The organism is Acinetobacter sp. GRABPA_MV_2 (assembly GCF_056725885.1).
In genome coordinates, this window is record NZ_JBWZNA010000020.1 from 49,531 (window position 1) to 66,494 (window position 16,964).

Annotated in this window: 14 protein-coding genes and 1 pseudogene; 10 read left to right on the forward strand and 5 right to left on the reverse strand. The window is 38.0% G+C overall.

Annotation, left to right across the window (positions count from 1 at the left end):
- The first annotated feature begins 68 nt into the window (after positions 1 to 68).
- From ACXM0J_RS15590 to ACXM0J_RS15615, 6 genes are all read left to right on the forward strand, one after another.
- Positions 69 to 2,876: a GacS-like sensor histidine kinase gene (locus ACXM0J_RS15590; RefSeq protein WP_086264969.1), complete on the forward strand. Its 2,808-nt coding sequence runs from the start codon at positions 69 to 71 to the stop codon at positions 2,874 to 2,876.
- A 93-nt stretch (positions 2,877 to 2,969) separates the two neighbouring features.
- The gene (locus ACXM0J_RS15595) at positions 2,970 to 3,758 is read left to right on the forward strand and encodes a crotonase/enoyl-CoA hydratase family protein (RefSeq protein WP_033849297.1); all 789 of its coding nucleotides are present in this window, start codon (positions 2,970 to 2,972) and stop codon (positions 3,756 to 3,758) included.
- 12 nt (positions 3,759 to 3,770) lie between these two features.
- Positions 3,771 to 4,637: an NAD(P)-dependent oxidoreductase gene (locus tag ACXM0J_RS15600; protein ID WP_086264968.1), complete on the forward strand. Its 867-nt coding sequence runs from the start codon at positions 3,771 to 3,773 to the stop codon at positions 4,635 to 4,637.
- A gap of 16 nt (positions 4,638 to 4,653) precedes the next feature.
- Complete coding sequence (locus ACXM0J_RS15605; protein WP_033849301.1) at positions 4,654 to 5,448, forward strand: hydroxypyruvate isomerase family protein; 795 nt, start codon at positions 4,654 to 4,656, stop codon at positions 5,446 to 5,448.
- Positions 5,449 to 5,529: 81 nt separating this feature from the next.
- On the forward strand, positions 5,530 to 5,931 hold the full coding sequence (gene rsfS, locus ACXM0J_RS15610) for a ribosome silencing factor (RefSeq protein WP_001047580.1): 402 nt from the start codon (positions 5,530 to 5,532) through the stop codon (positions 5,929 to 5,931).
- Between the two features lie 208 nt (positions 5,932 to 6,139).
- A complete protein-coding gene (locus tag ACXM0J_RS15615; RefSeq protein ID WP_086264967.1) occupies positions 6,140 to 6,961 on the forward strand; it encodes an SDR family NAD(P)-dependent oxidoreductase in 822 nt (273 codons plus the stop codon).
- A gap of 53 nt (positions 6,962 to 7,014) precedes the next feature.
- Here the strand turns inward: ACXM0J_RS15615 and ACXM0J_RS15620 are convergent, their stop codons facing one another.
- From ACXM0J_RS15620 to ACXM0J_RS15630, 3 genes are read right to left on the reverse strand one after another with little or no spacing between them, the layout of a single operon-like run.
- The gene (locus ACXM0J_RS15620; RefSeq protein ID WP_005079030.1) at positions 7,015 to 8,469 is read right to left on the reverse strand and encodes an NAD(P)(+) transhydrogenase (Re/Si-specific) subunit beta; all 1,455 of its coding nucleotides are present in this window, start codon (positions 8,467 to 8,469) and stop codon (positions 7,015 to 7,017) included.
- A 12-nt stretch (positions 8,470 to 8,481) separates the two neighbouring features.
- A complete protein-coding gene (locus tag ACXM0J_RS15625; protein ID WP_000230434.1) occupies positions 8,482 to 8,796 on the reverse strand; it encodes a proton-translocating transhydrogenase family protein in 315 nt (104 codons plus the stop codon).
- An 11-nt stretch (positions 8,797 to 8,807) separates the two neighbouring features.
- On the reverse strand, positions 8,808 to 9,935 hold the full coding sequence (locus ACXM0J_RS15630) for a Re/Si-specific NAD(P)(+) transhydrogenase subunit alpha (RefSeq protein ID WP_014208383.1): 1,128 nt from the start codon (positions 9,933 to 9,935) through the stop codon (positions 8,808 to 8,810).
- 238 nt (positions 9,936 to 10,173) lie between these two features.
- Here ACXM0J_RS15630 and ACXM0J_RS15635 point away from each other — a divergent pair, with 238 nt between their 5' ends.
- From ACXM0J_RS15635 to ACXM0J_RS15650, 4 genes are all read left to right on the forward strand, one after another.
- A complete protein-coding gene (locus tag ACXM0J_RS15635) occupies positions 10,174 to 11,100 on the forward strand; it encodes a DMT family transporter (protein WP_086264966.1) in 927 nt (308 codons plus the stop codon).
- A 68-nt stretch (positions 11,101 to 11,168) separates the two neighbouring features.
- Positions 11,169 to 11,579, forward strand: a complete 411-nt coding sequence (locus ACXM0J_RS15640; protein ID WP_017399913.1) for a RidA family protein — start codon at positions 11,169 to 11,171, stop codon at positions 11,577 to 11,579.
- A 15-nt stretch (positions 11,580 to 11,594) separates the two neighbouring features.
- Entirely contained in the window at positions 11,595 to 12,785 is a 1,191-nt protein-coding gene (locus ACXM0J_RS15645; protein WP_086264965.1) for an MFS transporter, read from the forward strand.
- A gap of 677 nt (positions 12,786 to 13,462) precedes the next feature.
- The gene (locus tag ACXM0J_RS15650) at positions 13,463 to 16,150 is read left to right on the forward strand and encodes a restriction endonuclease (RefSeq protein ID WP_001019256.1); all 2,688 of its coding nucleotides are present in this window, start codon (positions 13,463 to 13,465) and stop codon (positions 16,148 to 16,150) included.
- Between the two features lie 144 nt (positions 16,151 to 16,294).
- Here ACXM0J_RS15650 and ACXM0J_RS15655 read toward each other — a convergent pair.
- Both ACXM0J_RS15655 and cadR read right to left on the reverse strand, forming a co-directional pair.
- Positions 16,295 to 16,420 (reverse strand): annotated as a pseudogene (locus tag ACXM0J_RS15655) (FAD-dependent pyridine nucleotide-disulfide oxidoreductase); the annotation flags it as partial.
- Positions 16,421 to 16,564: 144 nt separating this feature from the next.
- Entirely contained in the window at positions 16,565 to 16,957 is a 393-nt protein-coding gene (gene cadR / locus ACXM0J_RS15660; protein WP_000480875.1) for a Cd(II)/Pb(II)-responsive transcriptional regulator, read from the reverse strand.
- Between the last annotated feature and the right edge of the window lie 7 nt (positions 16,958 to 16,964).

The following is a 16,964-nucleotide window of genomic DNA, read 5'->3' on the forward strand; positions in this document are numbered from 1 at the left end:
TAAAATGCCGTCTGTTTTAAAATAAAGCGTGATAAGATGCCCTACAGAGAGATAAATCTGATGTAGCCATGTCTAATTTCAATAAAACCTTATCGAAACGCTTACGTCTGAATCATGCATATGGACAATTAATTGCTCTTATTTTTGTGCCCATCATGATTTTAACGTGTGTTGGTGCTTTTCTGGTTTTAACTGAAACCTCACATTCAGTAAAACAACAACAGCTACATCATGCCTCAGCAATTTTAGCTCGCTACAATCAAATCGCGATCGATTTATATAAGCTTGTTGAACTAGAGCCCGATGAATATGATCACGCTCAGCACATCATGCAAAGCATGTTTAGTGAAAAAAATCTAAAACGTGCTGCTTTAATTGATAGTAATGGCCAGACCTATTTAAGTATCGGTTATCGCGACAATCGCTACTGGCCAAACTTTACGCAAAGTAGTAATTTTTTTGGTCCAATATCTTATAACCACAACAATATTTATGGACAGCGGATTAGCGATACCCCCGGAAAAGCACCTGTCTGGCTCGTCATTGAAATGGATAATCAGCCACTAGAATTGGCACGTTACCGTATTTTGATTGCCCTCGTCATTACTGGCTTAATGACCTTATTGTTACTTTTACTTTGCTTGAATTTTTATTCGCGTCGCTGGATTGCGCCGATGTACGAAATTCGCATGCAGTTGCAACGTTTAAATGCAGACACGTTGGACCAGCATATGGTCATTAACAGTACGGGTGAATTGCGCTTATTACAGCGTGATATTGCAAACGTTGTTAAACGATTACACTTTAGCTTTTTAGAGTTAAAAGAACACACCGAACAAACCGAAGAAGACTTACGCAGAACTTTAGATACTTTAGAAGTTCAAAACATCACTTATCGTCAAGCACGCGACCAAGCGATTTCATCGAACCAAGCAAAATCAGTTTTCCTTGCCAATATTAGTCATGAACTTCGAACACCTCTAAACAGTATTGATGGCTTTATTCATTTATTACTTCGTCAGCAAAATCTAAATAACGAACAAAACCTTTACCTGCAAACTATTCGCAAATCATCTGCCCATTTATTAGCATTAATTAATGATGTATTAGATTTCTCAAAAATTGATGCCGGTAAGTTAGAGCTTGAAACAGCACCGTTTGATTTAGAAGAAGCTGTCTTTGATGTCATGGATATGTTGTCTCCTCTGGCTGCTCAAAAGCATATCGCAATGGCTTTTTATTATGCGGACAATATTCCACAACAAGTGATTGGTGATGCTTTACGCTTTAAACAAATTCTAACTAATTTGATTTCAAATGCGATTAAGTTCACTCCAGATGGCGAAATTATTGTTCGTGTTCGTATGGAACATGATGATATCGGACAATGCCTACTTCATTTTAGTGTTCAAGACAGTGGTATTGGTTTAAGCGGCACAGATCGTAAAAAATTATTTGAATCATTCTCGCAAGGTGATGCATCTGTTACACGCCAATTTGGCGGTACAGGTTTAGGTTTAGCTATTTCTAAACAGCTTGTCCATCTCATGCATGGCCAAATTGGCTTTGAGGATAACCAAGAACGCGCTCCAACAGAAAAAGGCTCGACCTTCTGGTTTACAGCACAATTTGTGGTAGATGAAGATTACGAGATTGAACACCCGCACTTTGAACATTTACAAGTGGTGTCTTATCTTGCCCACCCTGCTACAGCAAGTGTTTTACGTTATTACCTTGAGAACTATCATGTTCCTCATATCGAGACACAATCGATTCTGGACTTATTTAGTCGTTTAAAACATCTTGATCAAAAAGACAATACATGGCTCATTGTTGACCACAGCGGCGATACTGAAGCGTTATTAAAAGAAATCCGTAGTCGTTATCAAGGCAATTTGGCAGTCTATGGCTATCAAATGACACTTGAGCCAAATATGCTCAATGAATATCGTGCTCGCCCTTTATATCAACCATTAAGTCGAAGCGGACTTATTCAATTATTAAATGATCAGCCTATTTTTGAAGAGGAGCAACAAGATTTTAATGGTCAAGGTTTACACATTCTGGCAGTCGATGACCACTTACCTAACTTAATTGTTTTAGAAGCCTTGCTAGGCGAACTCAACGTTAGAACAACTAAAGCTCTCAGCGGTCAAGAAGCGCTGAACCTGATCCAAGAGCGAATTGACCAGAAGCTTAAACCATTTGATTTGGTATTTATGGATATTCAAATGCCTGTTATGTCAGGTATTGATACAACTCGCGCTATTCGCTCATTAGAGTCGACTCTAGATGGTGAAATGCAGCTTCCAATTATTGCATTAACAGCGCATGCCCTTGCTGATGAAAAGCAAAAACTCCTCAAAGTAGGCATGAATGACTATGTCACCAAGCCAATTCAAATGGAACAAATTATTCAAATTTTAACGCAATGGACCAAAAACAACTTTACATCAAAAGCTCTAGATAAAGACCATCATGTCGTTGCAGAAGCATTAGACCCAGAAATTCTAAACTGGCAACAAAGTTTGCAGCTTGCAGCAAATAAAGAAGATCTTGCTCAAGATTTACTTAAAATGTTAGTTGATAGTTTCCCAACTGAGCTAGACGAAATGCAGCAGCTCATCGAGCTTGAAGACTTCCCTCAACTTGAGCATGTTTTACATCGTCTTTATGGCGCTACCCGCTATGTAGGTACTCCAAAACTGCAACAAGTGACAGGTGATTTTGAGCAATTTATTTCAACACTACGCAAAGAACGCCGTATAGCCGATGAAGGGTTTATTGAAGAAGTTATGAGACGCTTTGATGAGTTAGGACTTGTTGTTAAAGAAGTTGAAAGTGCTGCTCATCAAATCTTGGTGATTCCTGACTAGCATATCTACCAAATGGTATGACTGAGCTGTCATGTTTCCAAATTACAGCCATGTTATGCTCCGCTTATCGATAAAAAAATAAGCGGGAATTTCATGGCACTTTTACGTATTGAAAAGAATAATGGCATTGCAACAGTTTATCTAAACCGTCCTGATAAACGTAATGCCATGAGTTTTGCCCTTCTCAAAGAACTCGTTTCAACAGCAAAAGCCATTAAAAAAGATAGAGATATCCGCTGTGTGATTTTGACAGGGGAAGCACAAGTTTTTAGTGCTGGAATTGATTTATCTGATCTGAATAATCCGAAAAACTCCGCTTTTGCCATTTGGGAGCTTGTTAAACCTGGCCAAAGCCTCTTCCAGAAAGCATTTCTTATTTGGCAAAATTTACCTGTACCTGTGATTGCAGCTCTTGAAGGATATTGTTTTGGTGCCGGAATGCAACTTGCCTTAGCAGCTGATATTCGTATTTCTCATCCAGACACTAAAATGTCGATTATGGAAAGCCGTTGGGGCTTAGTTCCAGATATGGGACTTACTCGCTCATTGAAAGGCTTAATTGGTGTTGACCTTGCAAAAGAACTCACCTTAACAGCCCGTGTTTTTGATGGGAATTATGCAAAAGAAATTGGTCTTGTGACTCATTTAAGCAACTCTCCTCTAGAAAAAGCCAATGAAATAGCTTCTGAAATGTTACAACGCTCACCTGATGCCCTAACTGCAGCAAAACGTGTACTTGATGCAATGGAACACCAACCTGAAAAGTCATTACGTCTAGAAAAAATCTGGCAACTTAAATTATTACTTGGTAAAAATAGCAAACTTGCTCGTAAAAAAGACAAACATCCGGAAGTTAATTTTTTACCACGCCAATATAAATAAAGAGCTTAGATTATGAATTTTGATCGTAATACCCCTATTGCTTTTTTAGGTATAGGGCTGATGGGGAGCCGCATGGCAACCCGTCTTATTCAGGCTGGTTTTCAAGTTGCGGTTTGGAATCGAACCCCTTCTGCATGTGAAGAACTGATTGATATCGGCGCACAACCTTTAGAACTTTCAGATATTGATGAGTATCCAATTATTTTAACCTGCCTAGCAGATGACAAAGCAGTAGAAGCAGTATTTGAACAAATTCAGCCTAATTTAAAAACGAAACAGGTAATTGTTGATTTCTCAAGCTTATCTGTTACTGCAACAAAAACGCTTGCTCAAGCTGCTTCCGCGCATGACGTTACATGGATTGATTCACCCGTATCAGGTGGAACAGCTGGTGCAGAACAAGGCACACTTGTTATTTTTGCAGGTGGTGATGCTCAAACGATTACGGAATTAGCTCCCATTTTTAATGTCTTATCTCAACGTGTAACACGAATGGGTGATATAGGTACGGGTCAAGCCACTAAAATTTGTAATCAATTGATTGTGGCAGCAAATAGTGCTCTTATCGCTGAAGCTGTAGCACTAGCAGACCGAGCTGGTGTAGACACTACATTACTCGCTCCAGCTCTAGCTGGTGGATTTGCCGACTCAAAGCCATTTCAAATACTTGCACCACGCATGGCAACTCATACATTCGAGCCTGTTCAGTGGAAAGTTCAAACATTATCTAAAGATCTTAACAACGCGGTAACATTGGCTAACAATGTTAATTTAGATATCCCTGTTGCACAAAAAGCTCTATTACAGCTACAAACTCACCAAAAAAATGGCTTTGCTGAGAAAGATTTAGCTACTATGATTCAAGTAGTAGAGCAATAATAAACGGAGTTTGTGTATGGGTCGTCTTGCCGTTAACTTATCCATGATTTTTACCGAAGTTTCTTTAATTGAACGCTTCGCATTAGCCCATGCAGAGGGCTTTGAACATGTAGAAATCCAATTCCCATACGAACTTACCATTTCCGAGATTCAAGACCAACTTGAACGTTACAACCTCAATCTCTGTCTAATCAATGTGCCTGCTGGTGATCTTATGCAAGGCGGAAACGGTTTAGCAGGCATTCCCGGCCAAGAGATAGCTTTTCATGAAGCCTTAGAATTGGCCATTAGCTATGCCACTGCTTTAAAAGTTCCTCGTGTTAATATTTTAGCAGGTAAACAACCGCTAGATGCTGACTTACTTCCTTGTTTAAAGACGTTAGCAGCCAATTTAAAACATGCCTGCAACTTATTAAGTGAACATGGTATAGAGCCTGTTTTCGAAATGATTAATGGCACGGATATGCCACGCTTTTTGGTACAGAACATTGCACAGGGCCAAGAAATGTTAGAAGCAGTCAATCACCCTGCTCTCAAAATGCAATATGACTGCTATCACATGGCCATGATGGGTGAAGATGTACTTGAGGGTTTACAAGAAAACATTAACTTAATTGGTCATATTCAATTTGCAGACTGCCCGGGCCGCCATGAGCCTGATACAGCTCAAATTCCTTATGAACAAATTTTTTCTTGGTTAAAGCAAAGTTCATATCAGAACTATATTGCGGCAGAATATAAACCTGAAAATGCTTCAAATCAGTCGTTTACATGGAAGAAAAAATACTTTTCTGATGATGTAAATATATAAACTGTTACGACTTCTGTTTGAAATTTAGTGCGAAAACCACTATATTAGATAGTGAGTAATTGTCAGGAAAATATACCCTATATGAATTTAGAACCATCGCCCAGCGTGTCTAATTCTCACGATTTCGCAATGAACACCTCAAATAAAGACGTACAAGCTTGTCTCAAAGTCGTCCACGACGCTTTAGTTGATGTAAAAGCAAAAGATATTCTCCAGTTAGATGTTAGCTCAATTAGCAATGTCGCTGATGCTATTGTAATTGCAAGTGGTACTTCTACTCGCCATGTCAAAGCACTTGCTGACAATGTTGCAGAAGAAGCTCGAAAAGCCGGTTTCCGCCCGATTGGCGTTGAAGGTGAACGAGATGCAGAATGGATCTTGATTGATCTCGGCTTTGTTGTAGTACACGTAATGCTACCAACAGCCCGTAAATTCTATGATTTAGAAAGCTTATGGCGTACCGCTCCAGAGTCGGTTGCTTAAAATTTTGCTTTTAAAAAAAGCGGCTCTTTTGAGCCGCTTTTTTTATTTATCTAACATCAATTTTAATGACATTCAAATACGCAGACCCTATCCCCAAAGCACCAATCATCACTTACAACCAATTTTGACATGACAAATTGTCAAATTTGCAGCACTATACAAATTCTTGAAGTCCCCACCAATAAATAGCATAACCGGAGTACAGAAAGTGAAGATATTAATTACAGGTGCTAATACGGGCATAGGTTTCGCGACAGCAGAACAACTTGTTAAACAAGGGCAACATGTGATTTTGGCATGTCGAAATCCTCAAAAAGCGCAAGAGGCACAAAACAAACTACGCTCACTTAACCAAGGACAAGTCGATGTCGTTTCTCTCGACTTAAATAGTCTTGAATTAACTAGAAAAGCCGCCGATGAAATTGCAGAAAAATATGGCAACCTTGACGTACTCATTAATAACGCAGGTTTATTTGCCAAAACAAAACAACTGACCCATGAAGGCTTTGAACAACAATTTGGGGTTAATTATTTAGGCCATTTTTTATTAACTCAAAAACTACTTCCAGTTTTACAACAGTCTCCTAAAGCGCGCATTATTCATCTTGCGTCTATTGCTCATTGGGTTGGCTCAATTAAATCCAATAAATTTCGCGCAGAAGGTTTTTACAATCCCCTGTTCTATTATGGTCAATCAAAGCTTGCGAATTTACTATTCAGCAATGCATTAGCAGAACAGTTAGCCGGAAGTTCAATTACCAATAACGCACTACATCCAGGCGGTGTCGCTTCTGATATTTATCGCGACATACCCAAACCTGTCTATGCGGCGATGAAATTAGGCCTAGTCCCAACCTCAGTTCCAGCAAAGCTCATTACAGAAATGGCAACTTCTGAGGCATGGCAAAACCGTAATGGCGAATATGTCAGTGCACATATGCCAGACTGGAAATCATCACATGCTAAAAATCAGCAACTTGCACGTGACCTCTATCAACAATCTATGGACCTTGTAGAAAAATTTCTTTAAAAAACAGCCCAAATAAAAAACCACCGGAAGGTGGTTTTTTATTTCAAAGCAGCTTAGTGGCCTGTACCGTTAATTGCTTTTGTCATATCTTCAACAACTTTCTTGGCATCACCAAAGATCATCATTGTTTTTTCGTTATAGAACAAGTCGTTGTCTAGACCAGCATAACCTGTTGCCATAGAACGCTTAATTACCATAATTGTACGCGCTTTATGAGCTTCAAGAATCGGCATACCATAAATTGGTGAGCTTGGATCATCTTTCGCAGCCGGGTTTACAACGTCGTTTGCACCAATTACCAGTACTACGTCAGTTGCAGGGAAGTCTGAGTTGATCTCATCCATTTCCAAGATGTCTTCATATGCCACGTCCGCTTCAGCAAGTAGTACGTTCATATGACCAGGCATACGACCTGCAACCGGATGGATTGCAAAGCGAACCGTTACACCCTGTTCTTTCAAAAGTTCACACAACTCTTTTACCGCATTTTGAGCACGACCTTGCGCCATACCATAACCCGGTACAATCACAACGCTGTCCGCATTTGACATCAAGAAGCCTGCATCATCAGCAGAACCTGAACGGTAGTTACGTTGAACTTGTTCACCTTTATCTGCAGATGCAACTGCTGCACCACCCATTGCCCCACCAAACAATACATTGATGATCGAACGGTTCATTGCTTTACACATGATGTACGACAGAATCGCACCAGATGAACCTACAAGTGAACCTGCAACGATCAACATGTTGTTTTCAAGAGTAAAACCAATACCTGCCGCTGCCCAACCAGAGAATGAGTTAAGAAGCGATACCACTACAGGCATATCACCACCACCCACCGGTGCAATCCAAACCCAACCAAATGCAAGTGCAAGTGCTGTCATTGCCCAGAAAGCAGTCATGTTGCCAGTCGTGAAGAAGTAGAAACCACAAGCCAACATCGCAACAAAGATAAGTGCTTGAACAGGTTTAACCCATGCACCAGAAATTGTTTTAGCCCATTTTTTCGCAGCCAATTTACCGTACGCAAATACAGATGCAGTAAAGGTAATCGCACCAACGAAACAACCAACAAACAACTCAAATAAGTGAACCTTGCTCATGTGTGCATGTTGCACGCCAGCTGCTGTTAAAGCCGCTTCATTTTGAGCGAATAGTTCAGTAAGTTGGTTGTTATGTAAAATTGCAGCAATCGCAATTAAAACAGCAGCCAAACCCACCAATGAGTGCATAAGCGCAACTGTTTCTGGCATTTGCGTCATTGGTACTGTACGTGCGCGCGCAATACCCACGATTGCACCTAACACCATCGCCCCAACAATCATCCAGATGACTGGGTTATTTGCAACAAAGAAGGTTGTTACAACTGCAATCGCCATTGCGATCATACCGTAACGGTTACCTTGAATTGCTGTTTTAGGACCAGATAAACCACGAAGTGTCAAGATAAAGAGGATTGCGCCAACAAGGTACAACCAGTTTGCATTTGCTTGAATAAATTCCATGTCAAAGCCCTCTTATTTCTTTTGCTTAGGCTTGAACATTTCCAGCATGCGTGCAGTTACTGCAAAGCCACCGAAAATATTAATGCTTGCCAAAAATACTGCAATCGCACCGAGTACGCTCACCACATTCACACTTTGAAATGCAACGTTAGCATCTACACCTAAAACTGGCAGACCTACAGTTTGCAACATCGCACCTACCACAATAATAGATGACAACGCATTGGTTACTGCCATAAGTGGTGTATGCAAAGCTGGCGTAACACCCCAAACCACGTAATAACCTACGAAGATGGCAAGGACGAAAATTGTAATAGTTTCAACCATGAAGAATCTCCTTAACCACGCTTAAGCAGTACTTGACCGCCATGAGTGACCAATAGGGCTTTTTGGATTTCGTCTTCCTGATTAATCGCAAAGTTTTTCTCTTTGTCGAATAGGGTCTCTACGAAATTAAAAACGTTACGCGCATACAATGCAGAAGCTTCTGTTGCTACAGTTGCAGGAATATTTGGAACACCCAAAATTTTCACGCCATTTTCTGTAAACACAGTCTCACCAACCTTAGAGCCTTCAACGTTACCACCAGTTTCAACAGCCATATCTAAAATGACAGAGCCTGGTTTCATCTTGGCAACAGTTTCAGCTTTAATCAGACGTGGCGCATCACGCCCCGGCAACAATGCAGTAGTAATCACGATGTCAGCATTAGATACAGCTTTATCTACAATCGCAGCTTGGTCTTTGATGTATTGCTCACCCGGCATCCATCCATAACCATTTTTAGCGGCATCCGCTGCACGTTGTTGCTCTTCTTCAGACATTGGTACGTCTAACCACTTACCACCTAAAGACTCAACTTGATCTTTTGCTGTAGGACGTAAGTCTGTCGCTTCAACAATTGCACCTAAACGTTTTGCAGTTGCAATCGCCTGTAGACCAGCAACCCCAACCCCCATGATCACAACACGCGCAGGCTTTACAGTACCCGCAGCAGTCATAAGCATTGGGAACATGCGTTGATATTCAGCAGCAGCAAGTAAAACTGACTTATAACCAGCTAAGTTTGCTTGAGAAGACAACACATCCATGTTTTGTGCACGAGAAAGCGTACGAGGAAGCAGTTCTAAAGCAAAAGCAGACACTTGTTGATTCGCAAACTGATCTAGCTCGGTATTACGATAAGGATCAAACATTGCTACAACAGCGGTATTTGCTGCAAGTTTCTGAATTTCCGTGCCCTGTGGTGCACGAACTTTCAAAATAATTTGACTACCCGTATAGGCATCATCCGTAATGGTTGCACCGACCTGTTCATAAGCACTATCAATGTACGCAGCCTTTACACCAGCACCACGTTCAATCACAACGCTATGACCAGCGCTAATCAACTTCTTTACTGTCTCTGGCGTAGCAGCTACACGATTTTCACCGACGACAGTTTCGGTTGGGATTCCGATCTGCATGAGCGTTCCTCAAGCTAATTTCTCATTGTCAAAAACATTGCAAGCTGCAATGTTTCCCCCATGTGTATTCTTTGTACAGAATTTGGATTCTAATTGAACTTTTTTAAAATACCACCCACTATTTATTTAATAAATACCCATATTTTGAACTGATGATTCACGATATTTATTTAGAGGTGTAATATAAGAAGGTTTTTCTTTTTTTGCAGACAATAGTCTCTCTTATACAGTCCTGTATATGAAAATTTCTTTATCTTCGTTTCAAATCGGGTCTTTTTTTGCTCTTTGCTCTGCGTTTCTATTCAGTACCAAAGCAATTTTTATTAAACAGACTTATGCCCTTTCTCCATTAGTAGACGGTACGGTCCTGATGGCTTTACGCATGTTAAGCGCCTTACCGTTCTTTATATTAATTTGCTGGTTTAACAGGCATCATAATCAGGGTATAAAAAAGAAGGATTGGCTAATTTTAATTTTTGCCGGTCTATTAGGCTACTACTTTGCAAGTTGGCTCGATTTCATGGGCCTTATGTTTATTAGCGCCTCTCTAGAACGAATTATTCTATTTTTATATCCCACGCTTACTGTCATAGTCTCGAGCTTACTCTACAAACAAAAATTAGATGTAAAAAGTTTATTTGCCATTTTTCTTAGTTATGGTGGAACGGTGCTGGTTATGCTTCAGGAGCACAACAACGCACCAATTCAGGGCAACTTCTGGTTAGGGACAAGTTTTGTATTTGCAAGTGCTGTGGCTTTCGCTGGCTATTTGTTGCTAACGCCACCTCTCATTAAGAAATTTGGCTCTTGGAATTTCACAGGGTTGGCCTTAACCGTAGCTTGTATCGGCACATTAACTCATTACGCATTAAGCACACCTCATCCAATTCAACTTCTATTACAACTTCCCTCTAGTGTAATTTGGTATGGCATTGGCTTAGGCTTTTTAGTTACCGTTTTACCCACCGTTATGCTCATGCAAAGCATTGAACGATTAGGTGCCTCTCAATCAGCAATGATTGCTTCAATTGGACCAGTTTTAACAATTTTACTTGCTGTGGCTTTTTTAAATGAACACCTAAATATATGGCAATGGGTCGGCTGCCTTCTCAATATTGTCGGTGTCATGATGATTACACTCAGAAAGAAAAGACTAAAACATTAAATTCTCTTGACCTCAACTTAAGTTGAGGTTGGATACTCATCTAAATTTTAATAAACGGTTGAGTTCCAATGAGTCAAGAAACTTTTAAAATCATAAATCCATCAACTTTATATAATCCAACACCAAACGCTTATAGTCATGTTGCTGTAGTGGAAAGCTTTAAGAATATTATTCATGTAGCAGGTCAAGGAGGTGAAAATTCCCAAGGTGAATTAAGCCCAAGTTTTGAAGAACAAGCGAACCAAGTTTTTGATAATATTCAACATGCTTTAAAAGCAGCCAATGCAGAGCTTAGCAATATTGCTGTATTGAGAGTTTTAGTTGTTGACCACTCGGTCGAAAAACATCAAATTTTGATTAAAATTATGCAAAATTTATGGAAAAATCATCCTTTTCCTGCCTGTACACTTATTCCTGTGCCGCGCCTTGCGCTAGAACACATGCTTATTGAAGTTGAAGCAACGGCATACACCCAATAAAACTGAGAGAACGTCATGTCTACCCCTGAAGATATCAGTCAAAATAAACCTTTGCTTTGGTTGATGGCAGCAGCATGCGGTTTATGTGCAGGTGTGAATTATTATTGTCAGCCTCTAATTCACTCTATTCAGCAAGAGTTTGCTGTAACTCAAGCACAAGCTGCTTTAACAGTGACATTTGCTCAAGTGTCTTATGCCCTCGGTTTACTCTTTATTGTCCCATTGGGTGATATTGTCAATAAAGCCAAAGCTATTCCGTTTTTGATGGTGCTTTGCGCAGTTGGTCTATTTACATCTGCTTTTGCTGTGAACTTACCCATGTTGTGGATTGGTACAATTTTAGCGGGATTGTTTTCTGTTGCTGCCCAAGTCCTCATCCCACTTGCCACAATGACCGTAAAACCCGAAAAAACTGGCGAGATCATTGGTTTTTTAATGAGCGGCTTATTGGTCGGGATTTTACTCTCTACTAGTCTAGCTGGATTATTTTCCAACCTTTTCCACTGGAAAATAGTGTATGTCGTAAGCGGCGTATTAATGCTTCTGTTGGCATTTACTTTAAAAAGTCGCTTGCCTTATGTCTTACGTATGAAAATGAACTATGGGCAAATCTTTGTTTCCATGGCTCAGCTTTTAAAGCAAGAAAAAAGACTCTTATTAAGAGCACTTACAGGTGCTTTTGCCTTTGCAGCAGTAAGTACCTTGTATTCAACCATCGCATTACTTCTCACCTCAGCACACCATTTACCAGATCTATTTATCGGACTAGTACCTCTAGTCGGTATCTTTGGGGCATTATCAACACGCTATATTGGTAAATATGCCGATCAAGGCTACACAAGATTACTTACATGGATGGGCTGTGGATTGTTCTTGATAAGTTGGATTTGTTTCTACTTCGGACAAACTCTACTTTCTACTTATATTATTGGATTTGCTTTAATTCAATTAGCACTCGCACTCGTTCACACCAGCAACCAGAGCATTATTTTCCGTTTACGTCCAGATGCTAAATCACGTATTAATGCTATTTATATGACCACTTATTTTATTGGCGGCGCAGCTGGTTCAGCATTAGGAATTTTTGCTTGGAATCATGGTGGATGGACCATGACCTGCCTTGCAGGTGTAGGGCTCGTTGTATTTTGTATTTTATTTAGTGTGATTGATGCTTTCTTACAAAAAAAGCAAATGGCACACTCATAACCTAACTTGTTAAAAATCATCTTTCTATATTCAGCACAAGGGCGGTTATAAATTATGCGGTTAAATGCCACTGTCGATTCAGGGCTAAACCCCGTATAATGCTGCCCTTTCATTAATTTAGCGACTTTTGGGTCTATTGGCTATGCAATCACTTCAATCGTTACAACCTCGTATTTCTGTCGCACCTATGATGGATTGGACACACAATTAAAATATTTTCAAAATTATCATTATCTTAAATAATTTTTAGGATTCCATGGTGTAAATTAGGTGTAAATTTCAACTTAACTAAAAAAATATTTGATTCAATTATAACTATCTATCTCAGAAACGAGTGAAGATTCCTACGAATACTCGCTAAACCTATGTGATTGCATATCTATATAAGAATAAATCTTTAAGACTAATATTAGATTTAAGGACCAAGCAATCCTACTACAATATATTAGATACCAACACACCTCGAAGTAGCCACAGTGAAAAAAGCAAAAAAATATATGCAACCTTTTGTTTTTTTTAAAAATTTAATTAAAATTACTTAGATAATAAACTTTTTATATATCTCATAATCTAACCATAACCTACAAAGAAATTTATTAATTTTAAAGTATTTAAGAGTAGTAAAAGTTTTGATAAGGTTATGACAGCAGAAAATAATTAAATCTTGAGTATTTCTAATGAATATTGAAATTTGTACTCCTAACTCCGCTACAACTAAAGATAAGGGTGATTTACTAGAAAAACTGTGTAAAAAAATGCTTGAAGCACAAAATTATCTAGTGACAGAGGAAGTGCGAAAGACTGGCAGTGAATTAGATTTATTATGTGAACACAAAGTTTCTGGGAAAAAAATTTATGTTGAGTGTAAAGCATATAGAGATAAAAAAATTGATGCGCCAATCATAAGACAATTATTTGGTACAGTTGTATTTGAGAACTATAGTGAAGGCTGGTTAATAGGTACTTCAGAATTTAGTAAAGATGCGAAAGGATTTTGTGAGGAGCTACCTAGTCGACCACTTGGTGATCGTATAGTAGTCTATTCATCAACAGATATTGTTGAATCACTACAAGCATCTAAAATTATTAGCTCAATACCTCGTGAACATCTAGAACAACACCTTGATATAAACAGCATTGGTGAATGGTTTTTATTAATTACAACTTTTGGAAATTTTTGGGTAAGTACAATATTAAGTGCAGGCATTCCAACAAATGCTGTATGTTATTATGCAAAAACAGGTGTCTTAGTTGAAGATCAAGAACTACTAGATAACATTGCCTCTACAGATAGTAGTCTTTCTAAGTTAGATTTTTCTAAAATTATAAATACAAAAAAAGAGATGAAACCTTTATTTGACTCTCAAATTGAAGTTGTAGAAGTTCAAAGAGGCGAAGATTGGAATGACTATCGACCTGCACGTCCACAGGATTTCGTAGGAAGAACTAAGGATATTCAAGAGATTTTTGATTTTTTTAAGAAGATTAGAACAAATGAAATAAATACTAGGATTTTTGCTATTACTGGTAATTCTGGATTAGGCAAGAGTTCTTTGATTATTACTCTTTCTGAAAAAGCTAAAAATCGTCATCAAAAACAAAAATTATTTCTTTACGCTATTGATGTTCGTGCGGCTAAATCACCAGAATATATTTACTCCGCATTGTTAAAAACTTTACAAGAGGCCCAAATAAAAGGTTTTGGTGATCCAACTATTAAATTACAAATAACTAACGTAAACCATCCTTTAGAGTCTGAATCTATAGCTAAATACTTGAATAGCCTTGAAAGGTCAAAGCAATTAGTAGTATTAGTTTTTGACCAATTTGAAGAGTTGTTTAGTAAACCAGAGTTATTCGAACTATTTAATAATGCAACGAACATTCTATTAGATGCGGCTAGTTTAAAAACAAATTTATGCATAGGTTTTGCATGGAAGACTGATAGTACAACCCACTCGGAACATCCTGCTTATTTCTTCTGGCATCGTTTGTCAGATTATCGAATTGTAAGAAAATTAAATCCATTTTCTGTTAGAGAATCTAATGCGGTCATAAATAAGTTTGAGGAAGCAATTGGAGAAAAAGTTCATAGCGACTTAAGACATAACTTAATTGTAAGTAGTCAGGGTTATCCATGGTTGTTAAAGAAACTATGCATTCATTTACATGAAAAAATATTGTCAGGCCAAAAACAAGAGGAGCTTTTAGAGAATAAATTAGATATCTCAAGTCTTTTCGCTAGTGATTTAGAAGAGTTAAATCCTAATGAAGTTAGAGCTTTAAAATTTATTGCTCAAAGAGCACCTGTTGATCTTGTTGATACAATCGATACATGTGGAGAAGATGTAGTCACAAACCTGCTTCATAAACGACTAATCATTAAAAGTGGTATTAGATTAAATATTTATTGGGATATTTTTAGAGAATATATATTAACAGAGAGTATTCCTATTATTTCTCTTCGCTATTTACCATCAAATGATTTTCTTGCTATCTGGAATGTAGCGCAACATTTAACAGGCACTCCAATTTCCATTCCCGAATTGGAAATTAAAACGAATTTATCTGATGGTACTATTCAAAATATTGGTACAGACTTACTGACATTTGGCATTGCAGTAAGGGAGAATAGCCAATATTCATTGTCAGAGGAAATATTAGCTACAGGGAATTCCATGGAAAGTATTCTCTCATTAATGAGAGAAAAATTTAAAAAACATATTATTACTTTAAGTTTAAAGGACTTACCTAACGGTACAAATATTACTTTGGCTTTCTTTATAGACTTAATGAAAAGTATTTACTCTAACAATGATTATGCAGATAAAACATGGAGATACTATGCTATCAGAATGTGTAAATGGCTAGAAATTACGGGCTTTTTATCTCGGTCAATTGAAACATACACATGGTTTTATAAAGATATAGGTTCTGTAAAAACATCTGTCAGTAACGTTAGACGCCAGCAATCTTCTTTTTTCATACCAAGAAATAGTCCTCAATTAACTATAAATATTTATAATGAACTTAAGGGTAAGAAAATTTCTGAATACAAAAATGGTAGTAGTAATGCCAAAGCTGTGGAAATTTTCAAGAGATATAATTTAGTTGATGATGATAATAAAATTAGAGATGTTGAAGATATCGAATCTTATCTTTACGATGCGATTTCAAATGAGTTAAGTATCCAAGAAACCATATTAATAAAGAAACTGTATTCAGGAACTAAAAAATTAACTGCATCATTCGTTGGGCAGCTCCTGAGGGATAAGCATGATATTAAGTGGGCTGAAGGTACTGTGGAGTATGCAGGTAAAAAGCTAAACAGTTGGGCTAGCTGGTATGAAAATTTCGATTTATAAATTTTGGATACCAATTACCTTCAAGCCCTCCCACCTAACAGAACTCAAACCTTTGATAATCTAGTTTTCATCGATTAGGTATTTAACAATGAGTAAATGAGATGTTTTCTGGGGAGTAAGTAATTTATCTCCCCCTTCAACTATTTAATCTATGGCTAAATAGACAACTATTTCATCGACTACTGCTCTGGCAGTTCTAGAAACCCCAATTAATGTTGCCGATGTCATGCCTGTCCATTCACCATAACCAACTAGCCAGATGGTCTGCAAAATACAATCCATTAAATAAGCTAGTTAAATTTGAAAAACTGCTGTAAACAATTCATTTTAGATTAAGAATTTAGCAATAATATTAAATAAGCCAATATACGTATCAGTAAGTTTGAGAGACAAATGTGATCACTAACTTTTTATTCAGGCTAACTTCTTCAGTACACCACATTTTTCCACTGTACATAACCCATCACAAGTCTTTCTTATTTCTAATAGCTGCTGTATGAGTTTCTGCTGATTCCGAATATTTTCCTCTACATCGTTAATATGTGAATCGATAAGCTCATTCACATCAGAACAATTTAGATTAGGTAGATCCTTATAATTTAGTAATTTTTTGATTTCAATTAAGTTCATATTCAAAGAACGACAATTCACAATGAATTTCAACCGATCAATGTAATCTTCAGTATATAGTCTATAGTTACCTTGAGTTCGATCAGGTTGCGGGATTAGACCTTCTTTTTCATAAAACCGTATTGTCAGTACTGAGCACGACGTTTTTTCAGAGAGCTCTCCTATCTTCATAAACATTAGAAAT